The organism is Gordonia sp. CNJ-863 (genome assembly GCF_001942325.1).
GTDB classification, from domain to species: domain Bacteria; phylum Actinomycetota; class Actinomycetes; order Mycobacteriales; family Mycobacteriaceae; genus Gordonia; species Gordonia alkanivorans.
Map to the genome: position 1 here is coordinate 15,699 of NZ_MKKG01000029.1, position 19,566 is coordinate 35,264.

A 19,566-nucleotide genomic window follows, 5' to 3' on the forward strand; every position below is an offset into this window, starting at 1 on the left:
TGTAGAGACTACTCGCCCTGGTCAAGCGAACCGCGAGGAGAACTCCCGAGGGGTCATCCCGGTGACGGCCTTGAAGTCGCGGACGAAGTGGGCCTCGTCGGCGTAGGAGAGTTCGGCGGCGAGATCGGCCAGGGTCTCGTCGGGTTCGCGAAGGCGTTCGGCCGCTTCCTGGAGGCGTCGGCGCTGGATGAGCCATTTCGGGGTGAGGCCGAGCCGGCGGCGGGTGAGTCGTTGCAGGCTGCGCTCGGTGACGTGGAACCGCGCGCAGATCTGCGCGACCGCGACCACCGTCGAATCGTTCTCGACCCAGTCGACGATCGCGTTGATCAGGCGACCGTCCTCGTCCATCGGGAGATACCCCCGCAGCCAGTTCTCGACGATGTCCGTCGCGGCACGCTGGGTGTCCTCGTCTTCCGGTGCACGTTCCATCACCGCGCGTACCGACCGTGCGAGGTTCGCGCCGGGCTCGCCGAAGACCACCGACAGTTCGTCGGATCGGTCGGTCCACCGGGCGACGTCTCCCACGAGCAGACCACCGGCCCCCGGGGTGAACATCACGCCGACCGCCCATCCGTCACCGGTGAGGACAGTCTCCGACAGGCCGGTGACCACCCCGTAGAAGCGGGCGTAGGTGTTGCTGATGACGAGCAGACACACCGGGTACTGCAGCACCCGTTGGGGTGCCTCCGCCCCGGGCGATACCGACCAGACCGGCACCCAGAACCGACGGACCATCTCGCCGAGATCTGGGTTCGGCCCCCACCGACCGATGCGGTGGCTCGCATCCGCGGGGTCGACGAGATGTGCGCGTTCGACGTCGTCGAGTCGCATCGATCCCGACTTGTCGGGTTTCATCAATCACCGTCCCCTGCAGTGGCGTTTGACTGTCATCATGACCACCACCACTGACAATGCACCACTGCGCGACCACTACAACTCCTATGCCATCGGTTTCGGCGACGTCATCGCGACCGTGCCCGCCGACGCCTGGTCCAACCCCTCGCCGTGTGACGGCTGGACGGCCCGCGACGTCGTGGGGCACGTCGTCGACACCCAGCGGGACTTCTTCGCCGGACACGGCGTCGACCTCGGCCCCGCCCCGTCGCTCGACGATCCCGCGTCGGGCTGGCGGATCCATCGTGACGCCGTCGCCGCCCGCCTCGCCGATCCGTCCGTCGCCGACCACGCCTTCGACGGTCACTTCGGACCGACCACCATCGGTGAAACCCTGCTCCGTTTCTACGGTTTCGACATGATCGCGCACCGCTGGGACATCGCCACAGCCGCCGGACTCGACCACCGCTTCACCGACGACCAGCTCACCGAGATGGAAGCCGCGGCCGACGGCTTCGGGGACGCCCTCTACTCCGAAGGGGTGTGCGAACGCGTCGACGTCCCGTCCGGCGCCGACCGTCAGACCGCGCTGCTCGCCCGGCTGGGGAGGCGCGCCTTCTAGGGAATCCAGCCGTTGTGCCGCGGGTGCCGCACCCGCAGGTGGCTGTAGACATAGGTGCTCAGCAGCAGCGCGACACCGGCGCCGATCGCCGGCCACAGGAAGGCGTTGTCGAACGAATCGCGGACGGCCACGACGGCCCACCCGATGACGAACAGGATGAGGGAGATGGTCGCCAGGATGCGGATGACGAGGACCAGCGTGGCGACCAACGCCCACACCGCTTCCCGCGTCCGCCCCGACTGACCTCGCATGGGACCAATCGTAAGGTGGCCGTCCGGACGCCCGCACGTCGGTGCTGGTCACGCTTTCGTCCCCACCGCGCTCCGACACGTGGACAATGGACGGATGAAGACCATCCTGAACGTGATCTGGCTGCTGCTGTGCGGACTGTGGATGGCGATCGGCTACGTCGTCGCCGGCATCATCTGCTGCATCCTGATCATCACCATCCCGTTCGGCATCGCGTCGTTCCGGATGGCCAACTACGCACTCTGGCCGTTCGGCCGCACCGTCGTCCGCAAACCGACCGCCGGGGCGGCGTCGATGATCGGCAACGTCATCTGGATACTCGTCGCCGGCATCTGGCTGGCGATCGGCCACATCGCCACCGGACTCGCGCTCTGCATCACCATCATCGGCATTCCGCTGGGTATCGCGAGCTTCAAGATGGTGCCGGTTTCGCTGCTCCCGCTCGGCGCCGAGATCGTCCCCACCGGCCAGCAGATGCCCGGCGGGGTCCCCGCACGTATGTGAGACGACCGACCCATCCGATTCCGTCGTCGAGTCCGAAGAAGGGGCATGAGCCTCACGCCCGGACCCGTTCGAGCGGCGGCGCTCTGCGTCCGCACATGCGGGCGAATATCTGCCGCCCATCGGAAGGACAGCAGCAGAAGGTGAACGCGGTACGACGCCGAGGGAAGGAGGTGTGCGATGACTGATCATCTCGATCCCGAATCAGCAGAATTGCTCGAACTCGCACCGGTGGTCGGGCTGAACGCACTGACCTCCGACGAGCTGCGCGACATCGAGGCACGGGTGGCCGCCGCTCCCGCGGACTTCCGCGAGTTGTTCGACAAGCAGGTCCGGGCCACGCGTGAGGCCATGGCCGCGGTCAGCGCCGCCACCGCGACACCTCCGCCGCCGGCGCTCCGTGAGCGGGTACTCGCCGCTGCGCGCGCCGAGGCGGGGCTCGACGAGCCGTCGGTACGCGACGCCACACCGGTCTCCGGGGTTCCGGCGATGCCGCCCGTCGGGGATCTCGAGGCCGAAGCTTCCGTTCCCCCACCGTCGGAGGAGATCGAACCACCCGCGGACTTCGACGCCCATCGACCCCGCCGCTCACGTCGATTCACCTATCTGACCGCAGCGGCCGTCGTCGCCATCGCGGCTGGCGCGCTCGGCTGGGCGATCGGATTGTCCAGCACCGAGCAACCGGCCGCTCCCGCACCAGTCGCTCTGCCGGCCGAGCAGGTGTTCTCTGCTGACGACCTACGCTCGACGAGCGCACCGGTCGCCACCGGGAGCGCCACCGTCTACGTGGCCGCGTCGGCCGATAGCGCTGTGCTGGTGATGAATTCGGTGCCGCCACCGGAACCCGGCACCGTGTACCAGATGTGGCTCGTCGGGCCCGGCGGCACGCGTTCGGCCGGCACCATGACCGACAAGGACGTCGAACCGGTCACCACCGCCGTGCTGTCCGGGATCAACACCGCCGACGCACTGGCGTTCACCGTCGAACCGCCCGGTGGCTCGGCGCATCCGACCAGCGCTCCGGTCGCGCAGCTGTCGTTGAGCTGATGCACGGAGAGGCTATTTGAGCAACGCGCGAATCGTCTCGATGCTGTCGGCGAGGTCGGGGGTCTTGTCGGGCCGGTAGCGCACGACCCGCGCGAATCGGAGCGCCACGCCGCCGGCATACCGCGAGCTCCGTTGCGCACCATCGAGTTCGATCTCGACGACGACCTGCGGACGAAGGTAGACCGTGTGGGCGTCGCGATGCGTCGCATGCTTCGGGAACTCCTCGGTCTGCCACCGGAGGATGTCGTCGGTGAGACCCTTGAACGTCTTGCCCACCATGATGAACTCGCCGGTCTCGGGGTCGCGGGCACCCAGGTGCAGGTTCGACAGCCAACCGGTCCGCCGGCCCGATCCCCACTCGGCACCGAGCACGACGAGATCGAAGGTGTGCGTGGGTTTGACCTTCTGCCAGGCCTTTCCGCGGCGTCCGGCGACGTAGAGCCCGTCGAGGGATTTGACCATCACGCCTTCGTGGCCGTCGGCCATCGCGGTGTCGAAGTGGCGTTTGGCCTCGTCGGCGGTCGGGCGGGTCACCGCGGGGATGCGAAGTTGCGGTGCGATCGAATCGATGGCGGCGAGACGCTCGGACAGCGGGCGGTCGATGAGGTCGACGCCGTCGAGGTGGAGGCAGTCGAAGAAGAACGGCTTGAGCAGACGCTCCGGTTCGCCGGCGGCGGTCGGCCCGGAACCGAAGCGGCTCATCGTGTCCTGGAACGACCGCGGGCGTCCGTCGTCGCTGAGCATGAGGGTCTCGCCGTCGAGGATGACCGAGTCGCAGGGCAGTCCGGCGATCACCTCGACGAGGTCGGGCACGTTGTTCGTCACGTCGCGGAGCGTGCGGGTGTACACCGAGATGTCGGTGCCCTTGCGGTGAACCTGGATTCGCGCACCGTCGAGTTTGTAGTCGACGACGAGGTCGGGACCGAGGAGTTCCAGGGCGGCGTCGAGGTTGTCGGCGGGCGTCGCGAGCATCGGTTCGACGGCGCGGCCCACCTCGAGTCCCACGCCGGCCAACGCCTCGGCGCCGAAACGTGCAAGGGCCGCGGTCTCCGGGAGGGATCCGGTGAGCATGTGCGCACGCCGCACCGCGGTCAGTGATTCACCGGTGACCTTGGCGATCGCATCGGTCATGACCCCGGCCAGCGCGCCCTGCCGCAGCTCGCCGGTCAGCAGGGCGATCAGGAACTTCTGCTCGGGCCCGGTGGCGGCGCCGAACATCGCGGCGAGGATCTCGGCGCGGCGGGTCGTCGAACCGGGTCCGCTCGCGGCGGCGAGTTCACCGAAGGCGTCGTCGACCTCGGCGACCTCGAGCGACGGTTCTCCGGCCGGTTCGGACGCCAGTTTCGACAGCGACCGCCAGCCCACACCCAACCTGCCCTGCGGGATTTCACCCGACAGCCAGGCGACCACGATCGGCAGCTCGGCGTCGGCGGCAGTGGCCAGCAGGCCGGCGAGCACCTCGGTCTTGCGGGTGCGTGAGCGATCGCGTGCGACGTCCGAGGACGTCTGCACCACGTCGATCAGCTTCATCCCTCCGAAGGTACCCGCCGGGTCCGACACCGCCGGGTACCTCGCGGTACCCGGCCCGGAAGGTCAGACCTCGCTCAGATCCACCGTCTTGGTTTCACGCACGCTGAGCAGTGCGATCAGCGTGGTGCAGGCGGCGACGGCGAGATAAACGCCGACCCAGCCGACGCCGAAGTCGGCGACGATCCACGTCGCGATGAACGGCGCGACCGCGGCACCGATGATCGACGAGACGTTGTAGGAGATACCCGAACCCGTGTAGCGCACGTTGGTCGGGAACAGCTCCGGCAGGATCGCGCTCATCGGCCCGAAGGTGAGACCCATCAGGGTCATGCCGAGGATGAGGAAGAACAGCATCCGCCCGTTGTTCATCGACGACGGATCGAGGATCAGTGCGAAGAACAGACCGAAGACGATGATCATCACCGTGATCACGAGGAGGAACGCGCGACGGCCGTACTTGTCGGCAAGCCGTCCGGAAACCATCACGAATCCGGCGAAGAAGAGCACCGCGATGATCTGCAACTGCAGGAAGTCGGCGTAGCTGAAGGACAGTTTCACGCCCGACGCGTCGGTCACCTTGCCGGTGCCGTACGAGACGATCCACGTCGTCACGATGTAGAAGAGCGTGTATGTCGCGACCATGATGAAGGTGCCGGCGATCAGCTGACGCCAGCTGGTCTTGACGACCTCGGCGAGCGGGGTCTTGACCTTCTTGCCCTCCTCGACGGCCTTGGCGAACACCGGCGTCTCGGTGAGCTTGAGACGCACATACAGACCGATGACGACCATGATCGCACTGGCCAGGAACGGGATTCGCCATCCCCATGTCATGAACGCATGGTCGGCGGGCGAGGTCTTCGCGTCGAAGTCGAGGCCGAAGATCAGCAGCAGGAACATCCCGTTGGCGAAGAAGAAGCCGATCGGTGCACCCAGCTGCGGCCACATCGCCGCCCAGGCGCGTTTGCCCTTCTCCGCGGTCTCGGTCGCGAGAAGTGCTGCGCCGGACCATTCGCCGCCGAGTCCGAGACCCTGGCAGAAGCGCATCAGCGCGAGCAGCGCCGGCGCGAGATAGCCCACCTGGTCGAAGGTCGGCAGGAGTCCGATCACGAAGGTGGCTATACCCATCGTGAGCAATGAGCCGACCAGTGTCGCCTTGCGTCCGATGCGGTCTCCGAAGTGGCCGAACAGGACCGAGCCGATCGGGCGTGCGACGAAGGCGAGTCCGAACGTCGCGAACGACGACAGCAGTGCGGCCGTGTCGTCGCCCTTCGGGAAGAACAGCACCGGGAACACCAGCACCGCGGCGGTGGCGTAGATGTAGAAGTCGAAGAACTCGACGCTCGTACCGACCATCGAGGCGATGACTATTCGGCGCCGGGGTACCGGAGGCTGTTCGGGGTGGTCGAGATTGCGGACCGCGGACTCGCTCATTCGTGGCAGGCTACCCCTGCGAGTCAGGTCACATACGCGGGCGGGTGACACGCGGAGAAACTCACCGGCCATCCGTCTCGCCGGTGTCGTCCTCCGGTTGGGACCGGGAATTTGCCGTTTCGAAGGCCCGCACTGCCGCTCCGACAGTCGGGAAGACATGGGCCGGGTCGAAATCCTCGAGGAGCCCTTCGGTACGCAAGACATGCTCGAGCTCGGGGTCGACGCCGGCAAGGACGAAATGAGCGCCCCGCGAATGCACGAAGGCGACGAGGTTGTCGAGGACACCGGTCGCCGAATAGTCGACGTAGGAGATCACCGTGCAGTCGAGTACCAGCCACCGCACCGGATCGGGAGCCGACTCGACGAGCGCCATCACATCGTCAGAGAATCGATTCACATTGGCGTAGAACAGATCTGCGTCATAACGGAACACGATGAGTCCAGGAAGGGACTGCTGACCCGGCCGGGCCGGCCGATACTCTCGCGTACGTCCGTGATCGGACACACCGACGACGAATCGCTCCGGTCGATACTGCCGGCGGATGATCTCGAGGAGCGACACGACCATCGCCGTCAGGATCCCGTCCTGCACGCCGAACACCACGACGACGATCGCGGTGAGCACCGCGATCCCGAACTCGACCCGGCGGATCTTCCACAGACGGCGGAACGAGTGCACATCGATGAGGTCGATCGCGACCAGGAACACGATCGACGACAGCACCGCGTGCGGGAGATAAGCGAGAGCACTGCCGAGGAAGACGACGGCGACGAGAGCCGACGCAGCCATCGTCAGGTTCGCAACCTGGGTGCGGCCGCGTTGCTCGTCGAGGAACTGCGTCTTGGTCGGGCTCCCATTCACTACGAACGTAGAGCCCAGTCCCGCAACGATGTTGGCCGCCGAGAGGCCGACGATGTCGCGGTTGACATCGGTGGTCTCGCCGTGCGAGTGCGCGAGTCCTCGTGCCGTGCCCGCACTCTGGGCCAAGATCACCACCGTGCATCCGAAGGCAACCGTCGCTGCCTTCGGCACCGCGTCCCATCCCAGCCCGGTGGGCAGGCCGAGATCCGGCAGCGTGCCGTGCAGATTGCCGACGACCGGGAGGTCGTCGTCCCAGCCGAAGACCGCGACCAGCGCAATTGACGCCACCACCAGCATGAATGCCGCAGGCAACCGAGGAACCGTGCGACGCGAGATCAGGAGCACGCACACCACCGCCGCCGTGAACGCCGACGATGCCCAGTCGATCGATCCGAGACCGGCGACGATCGCGGCGCAGCGCTCCCACACCCAGCCTTCGGTCCGGTGCACGCCGAGCATCCCGGGGATCTGCCCGATGATGACCGTGACGCCGGTTCCAGCGAGGAAGCCCACCAGAACCGCACTGGACAGGAAATCGGCGAGAAACCCCAGCCTCAGAATCCGGGCCAGCGCCAAGAACACCCCGGTGACCAGCGCGATCAACGATGCCCAGGCGAGCCACTGCTGCGAGTCGGGCTCCACTCCGACGACACCGATCCCGGCGATGCCCGAGGCCAACAACGCCGCGGTCGCGGAGTCCGCTCCGACGACGAGGAGGCGCGATGCGCCGAAGAGCGCAAAGGCGATCGTCGGCAGGATGATGGTGTAGAGCCCCGCCTCGACCGGGACATGGGCAATCGAGCTGTAGCCCATGCATTCCGGGATCGCGACGGCCGCGAGCGTCACGCCGGCCATGATGTCGGCGCGCAACCACGCGAGCCGGTAACCGCGCAGCGCCGGCGGGACCAGCGCACCGAGCGCGAGCATGTCGTAGACGGTACCCCCGCAGACCCGGTACCAGGCTCACTTGAATCCGGCCGCACACATGCATGTGCGGATTGACGGCAATCCGTTCTGGGTACCCGTCCACGGCCATGAATCGAGGAGGCCCCCATGGATACCGCAGTATGGATCATCATCGCCGTCGTCGTCGTGATAGTCCTGCTCGCTCTTCTGTTGCTGTTCCTACGCAAACGTCAGGACGTCCGGCGCCGTAAAGCACAGCAGATCCGCGAGAACGTGACCGGCCAGGTGTCGGAGTTGCGCCAGCGCGAGGCGATCGCTGAGGAGTCCGACGCCCGGGCACGCAAGGCACAGGCCGAGGCCGACGCCAAGGCCGCCGAGGCCAAGCGACTCAACGAACAGGCGCGGGCCCACGGCACGCAGGCCGCGGAGAAGCGCGACGAGGTCGAGAGCACACTGGCCCGAGCCGACGAGCTCGATCCCGACGTCCGTGGTGACCGCGGCGACCGCGGACCTGTCGGCAACGACCACCGCCATGCCCCCGCCGGAACCCCCGGCCACGGAACGCCCGGCCACGGAACCCCCGGTCCGGGAGCGCCCGGCCACGGAACCCCCGGTGCGGGAACGCCCGGTGTGGGAACGCCCGGTGTGGGAACGCCCGGTCCCGGAACCCCTGGTGCCGGCGGCCACAATCCCGAGACTCATTCCGGCAGGCACGAATCGGGCGAGCACCTGCCCGGTGGCGGGCAACCGGGGCAACCGGGGCAGCCGCGGCAACAACCCTGACGTGACATGACGAACCCGGCGCGGGCAGCCCGATGGGCCACCCGCGCCGGGTCTTGTTCGTGCTGTACGCGGATCAGCTGCCGCGCTCGATCCATTCCTCGAGATGAGGCGCCTCGGCGGCGACGGTCGTGCCGTCGCCGTGACCGGTGTAGACCTTGGTCTCGGGATCGAGGGTGAAGATCTTCTCGGTGATCGAGGCGATGATCGTCGGGAAGCTCGAGTACGAGCGTCCCGTCGCGCCCGGGCCGCCCTGGAACAGGGTGTCACCGGAGAACAGCACACCCGCTTCGGGCAGGTGGATCACCGACGAGCCCGGCGAGTGGCCGGGCGTGTTGATGATCGTGAGCTCGGTGCCGGCGATGCTGATCTTCTGCCCGTCCTCGAGATCCTGGTGCGACACGTCGGGATGGGTGTCGTTCCAGAGCATGTCGTCTCCGGGGTGCAGGAGGATCGGCGCACCCGTGGCCTCGGACAGTTCCGGCGCGACGGTGACGTGGTCGTTGTGACCGTGGGTGAGCACGATCGCCTTCACCGTGCGGTCGCCGACGCCTTCGAGGATCGGTGCCGCCGAGTGCGCGGCGTCGATGATGATGACCTCGTCGTCGTTGCCGACCAGCCACACGTTGTTGTCGACGTCCCAGGTGCCGCCGTCGAGACTGAAGGTGCCCGAGGTGACGACGTTGTCGATGCGCAGCGCCGACATCAGAGTTCCACCACCGAGCGCAGGACCTTGCCGGCCTCCATCGCCGAGAACGCGGCCTCGACGTCGTCGATACCGATCCGTTCGGTGACGAACTTGTCGAGCGGCAGACGTCCCTGCTCGTACAGGTCGATGAGCATCGGGAAGTCACGCTCGGGCAGGCAGTCGCCGTACCACGAGGACTTCAGAGCGCCACCGCGCGAGAAGAAGTCGACGAGCGGCATCTCCAGGGTCATCTCCGGCGTCGGCACACCGACGAGGACGACGACGCCCGCGAGATCTCGTGCGTAGAAGGCCTGCTTGTAGGTCTCCGGCCGGCCGACCGCGTCGATGACGACGTCGGCGCCGTTGCCGTCGGTGAGGTCCTGGACCGCGGTGACCACGTCGTCGACCTTCGTGCCGTCGATGGTGTGGGTCGCGCCGAGCTCCTTGGCCCATTCGAGCTTGCCCGGGTCGCGGTCGATCGCGATGATCTTGGTCGCGCCGGCCAGCTTGGCGCCGGCGATCGCGGCATCACCCACACCGCCGCAACCGATCACGGCGACCGAGTCGCCGCGGCCGACGTTGCCGGTGTTCATGGCGGCACCGATGCCGGCCATCACGCCGCAGCCGAGCAGCCCGGCGACGGCCGGATCGGTCTCGGGATTGACCTTGGTGCACTGCAATTCGTGGATGAGGGTCTTCTCCGCGAAGGCGCCGATGCCCAGTGCGGGCGTCAGCTCGGTGCCGTCGGTGAGGGTCATCGGGACGCTGGCGTTGAAGGTGTCGAAGCAGTACCACGGACGACCGCGCTTACATGCGCGGCACTCGCCACAGACGGCGCGCCAGTTCAGGACGACGAAATCGCCGACCTCGACGTGGGTGACATCCGAGCCGACCGACTCGACGACGCCGGCCGCCTCGTGGCCCAGCAGGAAGGGGTACTCATCGTTGATGCCGCCCTCGCGGTAGGCGAGGTCGGTGTGGCAGACGCCGCAGGCCTTGATCGCCACGACGACATCACGCGCACCCGGGTCCGGGATCACGATGTCGACGACCTCCGTCGGCGACTTCTTGCTGCGCGAGATGACTCCCTTGACTGTCTGAGACATGCGTTCTGTTTCCTTCCGAAACGGCGTTGTCAGCGTTCGTGCTCGTCTGTGTTCCCGGCCGTGGCGACAGGATTCGCCCTTACCGGACACATCGTCACAACCTTATCCGTACCCGCCATTACCGTCCACTCGTGGTCAACAACGTTAACTGCAGGTAGTCGCGCGGTTGGTGTGCACTGCCCGGCTCAGGTTTGGTTGTACCCGCGACCGGGCACGCCCGTGGGAGAACCGATTGTGTCGACCACGAGGAGGCAGACATGGCGGAGAAGAAGCGCGACCCGGGACCGTCGGTCAAGGATGACGAGCTCTACGAGAAGCTGCGCGACGAGGGCAACTCGAAGGAGAAGTCCGCGCGCATCGCCAATGCCGCGGCCAACAGCTCCCGGTCGGACGTGGGGCGCAGCGGCGGCACATCCGGTTCCTACGAGGACTGGACCGTCGACGAGCTCAAGGACCGCGCGAAGGAACTCGACATCAGCGGGTACTCCGACCTGAAGAAGGACGAGCTGATCGAGAAGCTACGCAGCCACTGACACGACGCTGACAGCACCGAAGCCGCCGTCCCTTGTGGGGTCGGCGGCTTCGGCGTGTTGAAGGACGATGCCGGTCAATGCGCCTCTCGGCGAGTGGCCGCTCGAAGCGGCAAAAGGGTTGAGGCCCGGGGCTTGAATCCGTCACCGTCGAGCTCTTCAACTGCGACCCTCCCGGATCTATTCCGGGGGTGCGTGCGTGACCTCCGCCACCGCGATACGTAGAGAGAATGCGCGCTATATCCGCGTGCTTGCTACCGATCGCGTCAGGGCAGCAGGCCGGCGCGCCGGGCGGCGACCACGGCCTCGAGGCGCGACGACGCGTCGAGCTTGCGCATCGCATCCTTCATGTAGCTCTTGACCGTGTGCACGGTCAGGCCGAGGGCCTCGGCGATCCGCGCATTCGAGTAGCCGAGCGCGGCGAGCGACAGCACGTCCTGTTCGCGTCCGGTCAGCTCGACCACGGCCGAGTCGGCGGCGGCCTCGGCCAGCAGGAAATCGGTGACGGCGGCGAGTTGTTCGGCGAGACGGGCGTCGTCGACGGTGTCGACCAGCGAGCGCAGCCGCGCGTAGGCGGCGGTCATCCGGTCGCGCAGCTCGTCCTCGCTCTGGGCTCCGTGCTCCAGCCGGGCCCGCGAGGCCACGATCTCCTGCTCGACGGCGCGCGCCTCGGCGGCCAGGACGTCGAGCATGCGGCCACCGATCGGATCGGGGGTGTGCAGCGCGCCGTAGATGACCGCGACCGGCGTCCGGTTGACGATGATCGGCGCGGCCATCATCGCGCGGAGTCCCTCACGTTCGATGAGCGTGTTGTAGCGGTGGGTGATGTGCGGGGTGCGTAGGTAGTCCTCGACCACCATCGGCCGGTTCAGCGAGACGACCTTGCCGCCCAGCCCGTGCCCGACGTCGACCGAGAGTCCGGCCAGCGCACCTGCATGGTTGCCGGCGAAATGCTGGAGGCGCAGGCTCGTCGAATTGTTGACGACGCCGGCGAAGGCCAGGGGCACTCCGCTCGATTTGCGCACCCGTCGCAACGCGTCGGTGACGATCCCGCTCAACGGCTCGGGCATCTCACCTCTCTATCCCCCTCTTCGGAGGGTGGCAGGGACTACATACAGCGCATCACACTGTGACTCAGCTTACTCAGTCAAGAGCGAGGTTCACGATGACACAGGCCACCATGACCCCCACCCACATGGTCGACCGCTGGTTGGCAATCTACGGGGCGCCCGATGCCAACGCGGCGGCACTCCTCGTCGACGACCACGATCCCGACGCGGTCGCGTTCACCGTGATCGAGGTCGAGGCCTCCGCGGACGCCGACTCGGCCCCCGCGCCGATCACCACCGACGTGACCTACGGCGACCTCGCCGAGCGGTCCAAGCGCTTCGCATCGGCGCTGGCCGATCTCGGCGTCGGCCGTGGCGACACCGTCGGCGTCCTCATGGGCAAGCGCGAAGAGCTGGTCGTGTCACTGCTGGCCATCGCCCGCCTCGGCGCCGTCTACATCCCGCTGTTCACCGCCTTCGCCACCCCTGCCATCGAGATGCGCCTGACGTCCGGCAAGGCGAAGGTCGTGATCACCGAACCGAGCCAGGCGTCGAAGCTCGAGGGCATCGACGGGATTCGAGCGATCGTCGCCGGAGAAGAATTCGAGCAGCTGGTTTCCTCGAACGAGCCGATCGCCGAGTCGGTGGCCGTCGGTGGCGACGGCGCGCTGATCCTGCTCTTCACCAGCGGTACCACCGGTGCGCCCAAGGGTGTGCCGGTGCCGGTCAAGGCACTCGCCTCGTTCGTCGCCTACATGCACTACGGCCTCGACGTCCGTGACGACGACGTCTTCTGGAACGCCGCCGACCCGGGTTGGGCCTACGGCCTCTACTACGGCGTCCTCGGCCCGCTGGCCACCGGACACCGCAACCTGCTGCTCCACGCCGGCTTCAGCCCCGAGCTCACCGCGCAGATCCTCGGCGGTCTCGGAGTCACGAACTTCGCCGCGGCACCGACGGTCTACCGCACCCTGAGCAAGGATCCGCGGATCACCGGCTTCGCGCTGCGACGCGCGTCGTCGGCCGGCGAGCCCCTGACCCCCGACGTCATCGGCTGGGCCCAGCAGGCACTCGGCACCGAGGTCCGCGATCACTACGGCCAGACCGAGCACGGCATGTTCATCAACAACCACTGGCACTCCGACGTCTACGAGACGCTCGTCCCCGGCTCGATGGGCAAGCCGATGCCCGGTTTCGCCGCCGGCATCGTCGACGGCCAGATCGCGATCGACGTCCCCGCCAGCCCGCTCATGTGGTTCAGCGGTTACCTCGACGCCCCGGACAAGACCGCCGCCCGGTTCACCGAGGACCGCCGCTGGTACCTCACCGGCGACACCGGCCGCGCCGACGAGGAAGGCCGCTACTTCTTCTCCGCGCGCGACGACGACGTGATCATCATGGCCGGCTACCGCATCGGCCCCTTCGATGTGGAGAGCGTACTGATCACGCACCCGTCGGTGATCGACGTCGCGGTGGTCGGGCGACCCGACGAACTGCGCGGCGAGGTCATCGAGGCGTTCGTCGTCCTCGCTCCCGGCATCGAGGGCACCGAGGCCCTGGAGAAGGAGCTGCAGCAGCTGGTGAAGACCGAGTTCGCCGCGCACGCGTACCCGCGCACCGTGCACTTCGTCGACGCTCTCCCCAAGACCCCCAGCGGCAAGATCCAGCGGTTCCTGCTGCGCAAGGGATAGAGCCGACCGCGTCCCGGCGATCCCGGGACGCGGTCTTCCACGCGCGCGACCCAGCGGGTGCCCCCCTTCCGCTGGGCCGCGTCACCATCGAGCATCGCGGCCGGCTACCGCAATCCGGTCGGCCCGGTGACCTCGATCTCGGTTCGCAATGTCGCGAACCTTCGGCCGGCGGGTCATTCGCCCCCGGATGACCCGTCGGCCGGCTCCCACGACGTGCGACGGTCGACGCTACCCGGCCGGAGGTTCTGCCAACGCCAGAACCGAATCCGGGGGAGTCGCACCGGAATACGTGATCGGCGCGTCGTAGACCGTTCTCATCGGTACGACGCCGGTCCAGTCCGCGGACTCGACACCAGGTCCGCCCGTCCGCGCCTTCGCGATCCACTGGCCGTCGACGATCGGCAGCCGCAGTGCGACCGTGGCAGCGAGTTCTTTGCGCGTCGTCTTCCGGACTTCGGCGACACGGCCCGGAATGAGCTTGTCCGACAACACCTCCAGCACCGACTTCGCGTCGTCGACCGGCTCGAGAACACCCCGCACGACTGCCGACCGATAGTTGGCGGAGTGGTCGAAGAGGGTGTCCGCGATGACGAGTCCGTCCATCACGAACACCGTGAACGCAACGGGCGCACCGGTCGCGACGTGCCGCAGCGCGCCGGCCCCGGTCGATCCGTGCAGCAGGATGTCGTCCCCGTCGCGGGCGAACAGCATCGGCACCGACCACGGCAGCCCGTCGACGACCGTGCTGAGGGTTCCGACCTTCGCCTGGTCGAGGAGTTCGTCGAGTGCGGCGCGGTCGGTGGCACGGGCGGGCTTCCGGGTGAGCGCGTCGAGCGGAGATGTCATGGCGCCCATCGTCGGGCACGGTCGCCGCCGGCTCAACCGATATAGCCGCCATATCCCTCTGTAACGAGGACCGAAGCTGTCCGCAATGGGTCGTAACGTGGTTCTCACCAGCACGAATGATCATCAACGACGAACCGGAGAACACCATGGGCACCTACACCACCGCAGAACTCAGCGTCGACGTCACCGGCGAGAAGCTCGAACTCCTCACGCTACTGCAGGACCAGCGCAACCTGCTCAAGATCTCCGCCCGCAATCTCTCCGACGAGCAGGCTCGCAAGCAGTCCACGGTCAGCACACTGACCATCGGCGCTCTGATCAAGCACCTCGCCAACGGGGAGGAGAACGCCGCCACGATCATCACCGAACGCGACGAGAACGCCGAATTCGACATGAGCCGCGCGGCAACCGAGTACGAGTTGGTCGAGGGGGAGACCCTCGCCGGCTGGCTCGAGGCCTACGACCGCAACGCCGCTCGATTCGACCGCGTGATCGCCGACGCCGAGAGCCTCGACGAGGTCATCCCCCAGCCCACCGCGCCCTGGGCGCCCGAGCGCGAGTGGTCCACGATCCGCACCATGATCCTGCACCTGCTCCGCGAGACCTCTCACCACTGCGGACACGCCGACATCATCCGCGAAGCCCTCGACGGGCAGACCACCATGGGCGCCATCTCCGAGGGTCAGGACTGGGCCGACGCCGAGTGGATGCAGTAGCTCACTCGATGGTCACCGCCCGACTGTGCCAACCGGTGGCGCCCTCCGGGATGGGCGGCACCCGCTCCTCCGGCTGCGTCGCGCCGGTGGCGTCGGTCGCGCGGCAGTACAACGTGTGCCGCCCGGGCGTGGCGTCCCAGGTCCATGTCCACTGCCGCCAGGTGTCGGTCGAGTACTCGGTGGCGAGCTCGGCCGGGTTCCACGGTCCGTCGTCGACGCGGACTTCCACCGAACGGATTCCCCGATGCTGCGCCCACGCGGTGCCCGCGACGACCACCGGCCCCGCGGGCGTCGTCGACAGCGGCGCGGGCCGATCGATCCGCGACGCCGTCTTGATCGGTCCGCGCACGCCCCAGCCCCGCTGGGTCCAATAGGCCTCGGCACGATCGAAGCGGGTGATCTCCCAGTCGACGACCCACTTGCACGCCGACACATAACCGTAGAGACCGGGGATCAACTGCCGCACGGGGTATCCGTGCTCGATGGGTAGCGGTTCTCCGTTCATCCCGACGGCGAGCAGCGCATCGCGGCCGTCCCGGATCGCCTCGAGCGGGCTTCCCGACGTCCATCCGTCGACGCTGGTGGCCAGCAGCATGTCGGCTTCGGCGTGTACCCCGACCTCGGCGAGGATGTCGCGCATCGAGTATCCCAGCCAGCGAGCGTTCCCGGCGAGGTCGCCGCCCACCTCGTTGGACACGCATGTGAGCGTGATGATCCGCTCGATAGCGGGCATCGACTGCAGATCGTCCCACCTCAGCGTCATCTCGCGGTCCACCATCCCGTGAATCCGCAACCGCCAATCCGCGGTGGTCAGCTGCGGGACCTGGAGCGCGGTGTCGATCCGGTAGAACTCGCGGTTGCCGGTCACGAACGGTGTCACCCCATCGATCCGCAACTCGGTACCCGGCGGAACCGGTCTGCTCGCCGAAATCGCGCGCGGCAGCCGAAGCCGCACGCGTTCGGCGAGAGCGCCACCGGTGTCCGCGGCACGCCGGGCCAGGCCGGCGCACACCGCGCCCGTCACGACAACGATCCCGACCGCACCGACGAACTGGCGGCGAGACCACCCCTCTGAACGGGACGCGTCCTCTTCGGACTCGTCTCCGACGGCACTCCCGCGCCCCAGCACCACCAGCACACCCACGGCCACCAGGCCGGCGGCGACCGGCGGCGCGGCGTAGGACACCTCCACCGTGGGTCGGGTCAACGCGGCAACCACGCCGACGGCCGCGAAGGCCAGGACGATCAGTACCCCGACGGGCGGGCGCTTGACTTGCAACACCCCGGCAGCCACGGCGATCAGCAGGATCGCCAACGCCATGCCTGCCAGCAACGCTGGCTTGTCGGCGGTTCCGAACCGGTCTATCGCGAACTCGCGGGCAAATGCAGGCGCATGGTCGACGAGGAACGCCGCGACCGCGCGATACGGTGACGCGAATTGCGAGATACCGATCGCGACGAGTTCGCCGACGGCCAGGCCTCCTGCCACGGCGACAACCCCGGACACCGCTGCCCGCACCGTCGACTCTCGAAACACTTGCACCATTGTCAGCTCCGTTTCCTCCGAGGGGAGTTCGCGCGGCGACAGCGGTCGGATTGGATCAATCCGGCACCGGACCAATCCGCGACGACTCGAGCCGCGAATGACACCTGAGTTCGGCCGGACGGTCGGACAACGACCTACTAGATTGGATGGACCATGGCCATCAAACAAATTCAGCGCCTCGTGGTCGCGGCGTCCGGGCTGGTGCTGGCCGTCGGCGTCATCGCCGGGTGTTCCAGCGACGACACCGACTCGGCCAGCAGCGCTTCCACCACCACTGCCATGTCGGAGATGACCAGCCAGTCCGCCGACACCGCGAGCGGACCGGTCGGCCCCGGCTGCGCGGACTACGCTTCGGCCAATCCGTCTGGCGCGGGCTCGGTTTCCGGGATGGCAATGGACCCGGTCGCCACTGCGGCATCGAACAACCCCGAACTTAAGACACTGACGCAGGCGTTGTCCGGGCAGCTGAATCCGGATGTGAACCTGGTCGACACACTCAACAACGGTGAGTACACGGTCTTCGCACCCACCGACGCGGCTTTCGCCAAGCTGCCGGCCGAAACCGTCGAGCAGCTCAAGACCGACTCGGATCTGTTGACCAAGATCCTTACCTACCACGTGGTTTCGGGCCAGGCCACGCCGGACAAGATCGTCGGTGAGCACAAGACCCTCGAGGGTCAGACCGTGACCGTGACCGGATCGCCGGACATGCTCAAGGTCAACGACTCGAGCGTGGTCTGTGGTGGAGTCGCCACCGCCAACGCGCAGGTCTACATGATCGACACGGTCCTTACGCCGCCTGCTGCAGAGTAGTTTTCGGAGCACATCGGCTCGCGGGCAACGGGTTACGCACCCCGAACCTCGAACCGCTGCCAAGATAGAATCTGCCGGTTCCCTGGATGAGGACGCCCCTCCTCCAGGGAACCGTCATGTGTGCGTTCAGCACTCGACCATCCGGCTACGGCCAGACCTCCATGGCACCAAGCCCCGAGTCCCAGGGCCGGTCTGCGGCGTGGACGCCAGAAATGACGGGCAATCTGACCCATCCAGTTCTCACACGGTGCCGAATGCACCTGTGAGGCTGCCATTCAATGCAGCCGAAACCCTCTCGGAGAGATTGGATCAACGATGATCAAGCGTGTTCCCCGTATCGCAGGAGCGGTGACCGGACTGGTCCTCGCCGTCGGCGTGATCGCCGGCTGTTCGAGTGACGATTCCGACTCGTCGAGCGAAACCACCAGCGCAGCAACCGGTATGAGCTCGATGACCACGAGCGCAGCCGCCGCTGACCCGGCTGCGAACCTCGTCGGCCCGGGTTGCGCGGCCTACGCCGAAGCCAATCCGTCCGGCCCCGCGTCGATCGCCGGAATGGCCACCGTCCCGGTTGCCACCGCCGCGTCGAACAACCCCGAGCTCACCACGCTGACCGCCGCTCTGTCCGGCCAGCTGAACCCCGACGTCAACCTCGTCGAGACGCTGAACAACGGTGAGTACACCGTCTTCGCCCCGACCGACGATGCGTTCGCCAAGCTGCCGCCGGAGACCGTCGAGCAGCTCAAGACCGACAAAGACCTGCTGACCAGCATCCTGACCTACCACGTCGTCGAGGGCCAGGCGACCCCCGACAAGGCTCTCGGCGAGCACACCACCCTCGAGGGCAAGAAGCTCACTGTGAGCGGCGAGGGCGACAACCTCAAGGTCAACGACGCGGGCATCGTGTGCGGTGGCGTCACCACCTCGAACGCCCAGGTCTACCTGATCGACGCCGTGCTGACCCCGCCGGCCTCGTAAGACCCACGACAGCAACAACATCGGTGGGCTGACACGCCCCGGACGCGGATGAGTCGGGACTCCGCGGACACCGATGACCAGCCGATACACCGGCCGGCCGGGCAACCCGGCAGTGTGAGACCACGCGCCGATTCCCTGAACGACGACGCTCGTTCAGGGAATCGGCGTGCGTGCGTCAGAAGCTGCGACCCCGATCAGAACTCCGGTCGTTCTGGGCATGCGCGCCCGCCTCGGTCGCGGGCGTCTTGTCGCCTGAATCGACGTATGTCAATATTGACGCGTGTCGAATAAGAATCTCCTGCTGTCACCGGGCCGCGGCCTGAGTGGTGACGAGACCGGGGCTGTCACCCCATTGTTGAAGGCGCTTGCGGATCCGGTTCGGCTGCGGTTGCTGTCCGAGGTCGCCGCGCATCCGGGCGGCGAGGCGTGCGTGTGCGACATCTCCGGACCGTTCGAACTGTCACAGCCGACGATCTCGCATCACCTGAAGGTGCTGCGCCAGGCAGGTCTGGTGACCAGCGAGCGCCGCGCGACCTGGGTGTACTACCGGGTGAACACCGAAGCGCTGCAACAACTGTCGGACCTGCTGCGGGATCTCGCCACGGTCGTGGGGGAAACCCGCTCGTGTGAGGCGGACCAGTGACCGCCACCGACACCGCAGTCGCGGGCAAGTTGTCGACGCTGGACCGGTTTCTGCCGGTGTGGATCGGCGCCGCGATGGTCGCCGGACTGCTGCTCGGTCGAGTCGTCCCCGGCCTGGGTGACACTTTGGCGGCGGTCGAGCTCGACGGCATCTCGCTGCCGATCGCCCTCGGATTGCTGATCATGATGTATCCGGTGC

General features: G+C 67.3%; 20 protein-coding genes and 1 pseudogene. 11 read left to right on the forward strand and 10 right to left on the reverse strand.

The window, feature by feature from the left end:
* Positions 1-21: 21 nt before the first annotated feature.
* Complete coding sequence (locus BJF87_RS15380) at positions 22-855, reverse strand: AraC family transcriptional regulator (RefSeq protein WP_042378456.1); 834 nt, start codon at positions 853-855, stop codon at positions 22-24.
* A 37-nt stretch (positions 856-892) separates the two neighbouring features.
* On the opposite strand from BJF87_RS15380, the gene BJF87_RS15385 reads away from it, so the two are divergent.
* On the forward strand, positions 893-1,456 hold the full coding sequence (locus BJF87_RS15385; protein ID WP_042378462.1) for a maleylpyruvate isomerase family mycothiol-dependent enzyme: 564 nt from the start codon (positions 893-895) through the stop codon (positions 1,454-1,456).
* Here the strand turns inward: BJF87_RS15385 and BJF87_RS15390 are convergent.
* On the reverse strand, positions 1,453-1,707 hold the full coding sequence (locus BJF87_RS15390) for a hypothetical protein (protein ID WP_035755758.1): 255 nt from the start codon (positions 1,705-1,707) through the stop codon (positions 1,453-1,455). The genes BJF87_RS15385 and BJF87_RS15390 overlap by 4 nt on opposite strands.
* A 94-nt stretch (positions 1,708-1,801) precedes the next feature.
* Between BJF87_RS15390 and BJF87_RS15395 the strand changes: the two genes are divergently transcribed.
* Both BJF87_RS15395 and BJF87_RS15400 read left to right on the forward strand, forming a co-directional pair.
* A complete protein-coding gene (locus BJF87_RS15395; protein ID WP_035755760.1) occupies positions 1,802-2,209 on the forward strand; it encodes a YccF domain-containing protein in 408 nt (135 codons plus the stop codon).
* 177 nt (positions 2,210-2,386) lie between these two features.
* Entirely contained in the window at positions 2,387-3,253 is an 867-nt protein-coding gene (locus BJF87_RS15400) for an anti-sigma factor (protein WP_035755762.1), read from the forward strand.
* Between the two features lie 12 nt (positions 3,254-3,265).
* Here the strand turns inward: BJF87_RS15400 and BJF87_RS15405 are convergent, their stop codons facing one another.
* The 3 genes from BJF87_RS15405 to BJF87_RS15415 form a co-directional block, all read right to left on the reverse strand.
* Positions 3,266-4,783 carry an ATP-dependent DNA ligase gene (locus BJF87_RS15405; protein WP_075863487.1) on the reverse strand — a complete coding sequence of 506 codons (1,518 nt, stop codon included), beginning with the start codon at positions 4,781-4,783 and terminating at the stop codon, positions 3,266-3,268.
* Positions 4,784-4,846: 63 nt separating this feature from the next.
* Positions 4,847-6,214: an MFS transporter gene (locus tag BJF87_RS15410; protein WP_075863481.1), complete on the reverse strand. Its 1,368-nt coding sequence runs from the start codon at positions 6,212-6,214 to the stop codon at positions 4,847-4,849.
* Between the two features lie 61 nt (positions 6,215-6,275).
* Positions 6,276-8,003 (reverse strand): SulP family inorganic anion transporter, encoded by a 1,728-nt coding sequence (locus BJF87_RS15415; protein WP_075863482.1) that lies wholly within the window; start codon positions 8,001-8,003, stop codon positions 6,276-6,278.
* A 126-nt stretch (positions 8,004-8,129) separates the two neighbouring features.
* On the opposite strand from BJF87_RS15415, the gene BJF87_RS15420 reads away from it, so the two are divergent.
* The gene (locus tag BJF87_RS15420) at positions 8,130-8,765 is read left to right on the forward strand and encodes a hypothetical protein (RefSeq protein WP_075863483.1); all 636 of its coding nucleotides are present in this window, start codon (positions 8,130-8,132) and stop codon (positions 8,763-8,765) included.
* Between the two features lie 73 nt (positions 8,766-8,838).
* Here the strand turns inward: BJF87_RS15420 and BJF87_RS15425 are convergent, their stop codons facing one another.
* Together BJF87_RS15425 and BJF87_RS15430 are read right to left on the reverse strand one after the other, a co-directional pair.
* Positions 8,839-9,468, reverse strand: coding sequence for an MBL fold metallo-hydrolase (locus tag BJF87_RS15425; protein ID WP_075863484.1), 630 nt, complete (start codon positions 9,466-9,468; stop codon positions 8,839-8,841).
* Positions 9,468-10,556 carry an S-(hydroxymethyl)mycothiol dehydrogenase gene (locus tag BJF87_RS15430; RefSeq protein WP_005200727.1) on the reverse strand — a complete coding sequence of 363 codons (1,089 nt, stop codon included), beginning with the start codon at positions 10,554-10,556 and terminating at the stop codon, positions 9,468-9,470. Before BJF87_RS15430 ends, BJF87_RS15425 begins: the two co-directional genes overlap by 1 nt.
* A gap of 257 nt (positions 10,557-10,813) precedes the next feature.
* Here BJF87_RS15430 and BJF87_RS15435 point away from each other — a divergent pair, with 257 nt between their 5' ends.
* Complete coding sequence (locus BJF87_RS15435; RefSeq protein ID WP_075863485.1) at positions 10,814-11,089, forward strand: Rho termination factor N-terminal domain-containing protein; 276 nt, start codon at positions 10,814-10,816, stop codon at positions 11,087-11,089.
* Between the two features lie 263 nt (positions 11,090-11,352).
* On the opposite strand, the gene BJF87_RS15440 is transcribed toward BJF87_RS15435, so the two are convergent.
* Positions 11,353-12,156, reverse strand: coding sequence for a LuxR C-terminal-related transcriptional regulator (locus BJF87_RS15440; RefSeq protein WP_035755772.1), 804 nt, complete (start codon positions 12,154-12,156; stop codon positions 11,353-11,355).
* 95 nt (positions 12,157-12,251) lie between these two features.
* Here BJF87_RS15440 and BJF87_RS15445 point away from each other — a divergent pair, with 95 nt between their 5' ends.
* Complete coding sequence (locus BJF87_RS15445; protein ID WP_006360789.1) at positions 12,252-13,826, forward strand: AMP-binding protein; 1,575 nt, start codon at positions 12,252-12,254, stop codon at positions 13,824-13,826.
* A gap of 228 nt (positions 13,827-14,054) precedes the next feature.
* On the opposite strand, the gene BJF87_RS15450 is transcribed toward BJF87_RS15445, so the two are convergent.
* Positions 14,055-14,672 carry a pyridoxamine 5'-phosphate oxidase family protein gene (locus BJF87_RS15450; RefSeq protein WP_035755784.1) on the reverse strand — a complete coding sequence of 206 codons (618 nt, stop codon included), beginning with the start codon at positions 14,670-14,672 and terminating at the stop codon, positions 14,055-14,057.
* 116 nt (positions 14,673-14,788) lie between these two features.
* Here BJF87_RS15450 and BJF87_RS15455 point away from each other — a divergent pair, with 116 nt between their 5' ends.
* Positions 14,789-15,388 carry a DUF664 domain-containing protein gene (locus BJF87_RS15455; RefSeq protein WP_081724877.1) on the forward strand — a complete coding sequence of 200 codons (600 nt, stop codon included), beginning with the start codon at positions 14,789-14,791 and terminating at the stop codon, positions 15,386-15,388.
* A gap of 1 nt (position 15,389) precedes the next feature.
* Here BJF87_RS15455 and BJF87_RS15460 read toward each other — a convergent pair whose 3' ends face one another.
* Positions 15,390-16,934 carry a molybdopterin-dependent oxidoreductase gene (locus BJF87_RS15460; protein WP_006360792.1) on the reverse strand — a complete coding sequence of 515 codons (1,545 nt, stop codon included), beginning with the start codon at positions 16,932-16,934 and terminating at the stop codon, positions 15,390-15,392.
* 153 nt (positions 16,935-17,087) lie between these two features.
* On the opposite strand from BJF87_RS15460, the gene BJF87_RS15465 reads away from it, so the two are divergent.
* The 4 genes and pseudogenes from BJF87_RS15465 to BJF87_RS15480 all read left to right on the forward strand — a co-directional run.
* Entirely contained in the window at positions 17,088-17,747 is a 660-nt protein-coding gene (locus BJF87_RS15465; RefSeq protein WP_006360793.1) for a fasciclin domain-containing protein, read from the forward strand.
* Between the two features lie 315 nt (positions 17,748-18,062).
* Positions 18,063-18,725 carry a fasciclin domain-containing protein gene (locus BJF87_RS15470; RefSeq protein ID WP_187346512.1) on the forward strand — a complete coding sequence of 221 codons (663 nt, stop codon included), beginning with the start codon at positions 18,063-18,065 and terminating at the stop codon, positions 18,723-18,725.
* 280 nt (positions 18,726-19,005) lie between these two features.
* A complete protein-coding gene (locus BJF87_RS15475; RefSeq protein WP_075863486.1) occupies positions 19,006-19,368 on the forward strand; it encodes a helix-turn-helix transcriptional regulator in 363 nt (120 codons plus the stop codon).
* A pseudogene (locus BJF87_RS15480) lies at positions 19,365-19,566 on the forward strand (arsenical-resistance protein); the annotation flags it as partial. The gene BJF87_RS15475 and the pseudogene BJF87_RS15480, both read left to right, overlap by 4 nt.

What these genes read in the sequence shown, in the direction of transcription:
- BJF87_RS15380 (WP_042378456.1), bottom strand. Translation starts at nt 855, where the DNA reads ATGAAACCCGACAAGTCGGGATCGATGCGACTCGACGACGTCGAACGC.
- BJF87_RS15385 (WP_042378462.1), top strand. Translation starts at nt 893, where the DNA reads ATGACCACCACCACTGACAATGCACCACTGCGCGACCACTACAACTCC.
- BJF87_RS15390 (WP_035755758.1), bottom strand. Translation starts at nt 1,707, where the DNA reads ATGCGAGGTCAGTCGGGGCGGACGCGGGAAGCGGTGTGGGCGTTGGTC.
- BJF87_RS15395 (WP_035755760.1), top strand. Translation starts at nt 1,802, where the DNA reads ATGAAGACCATCCTGAACGTGATCTGGCTGCTGCTGTGCGGACTGTGG.
- BJF87_RS15400 (WP_035755762.1), top strand. Translation starts at nt 2,387, where the DNA reads ATGACTGATCATCTCGATCCCGAATCAGCAGAATTGCTCGAACTCGCA.
- BJF87_RS15405 (WP_075863487.1), bottom strand. Translation starts at nt 4,783, where the DNA reads ATGAAGCTGATCGACGTGGTGCAGACGTCCTCGGACGTCGCACGCGAT.
- BJF87_RS15410 (WP_075863481.1), bottom strand. Translation starts at nt 6,214, where the DNA reads ATGAGCGAGTCCGCGGTCCGCAATCTCGACCACCCCGAACAGCCTCCG.
- BJF87_RS15415 (WP_075863482.1), bottom strand. Translation starts at nt 8,003, where the DNA reads ATGCTCGCGCTCGGTGCGCTGGTCCCGCCGGCGCTGCGCGGTTACCGG.
- BJF87_RS15420 (WP_075863483.1), top strand. Translation starts at nt 8,130, where the DNA reads ATGGATACCGCAGTATGGATCATCATCGCCGTCGTCGTCGTGATAGTC.
- BJF87_RS15425 (WP_075863484.1), bottom strand. Translation starts at nt 9,468, where the DNA reads ATGTCGGCGCTGCGCATCGACAACGTCGTCACCTCGGGCACCTTCAGT.
- BJF87_RS15430 (WP_005200727.1), bottom strand. Translation starts at nt 10,556, where the DNA reads ATGTCTCAGACAGTCAAGGGAGTCATCTCGCGCAGCAAGAAGTCGCCG.
- BJF87_RS15435 (WP_075863485.1), top strand. Translation starts at nt 10,814, where the DNA reads ATGGCGGAGAAGAAGCGCGACCCGGGACCGTCGGTCAAGGATGACGAG.
- BJF87_RS15440 (WP_035755772.1), bottom strand. Translation starts at nt 12,156, where the DNA reads ATGCCCGAGCCGTTGAGCGGGATCGTCACCGACGCGTTGCGACGGGTG.
- BJF87_RS15445 (WP_006360789.1), top strand. Translation starts at nt 12,252, where the DNA reads ATGACACAGGCCACCATGACCCCCACCCACATGGTCGACCGCTGGTTG.
- BJF87_RS15450 (WP_035755784.1), bottom strand. Translation starts at nt 14,672, where the DNA reads ATGACATCTCCGCTCGACGCGCTCACCCGGAAGCCCGCCCGTGCCACC.
- BJF87_RS15455 (WP_081724877.1), top strand. Translation starts at nt 14,789, where the DNA reads ATGATCATCAACGACGAACCGGAGAACACCATGGGCACCTACACCACC.
- BJF87_RS15460 (WP_006360792.1), bottom strand. Translation starts at nt 16,934, where the DNA reads ATGGTGCAAGTGTTTCGAGAGTCGACGGTGCGGGCAGCGGTGTCCGGG.
- BJF87_RS15465 (WP_006360793.1), top strand. Translation starts at nt 17,088, where the DNA reads ATGGCCATCAAACAAATTCAGCGCCTCGTGGTCGCGGCGTCCGGGCTG.
- BJF87_RS15470 (WP_187346512.1), top strand. Translation starts at nt 18,063, where the DNA reads ATGATCAAGCGTGTTCCCCGTATCGCAGGAGCGGTGACCGGACTGGTC.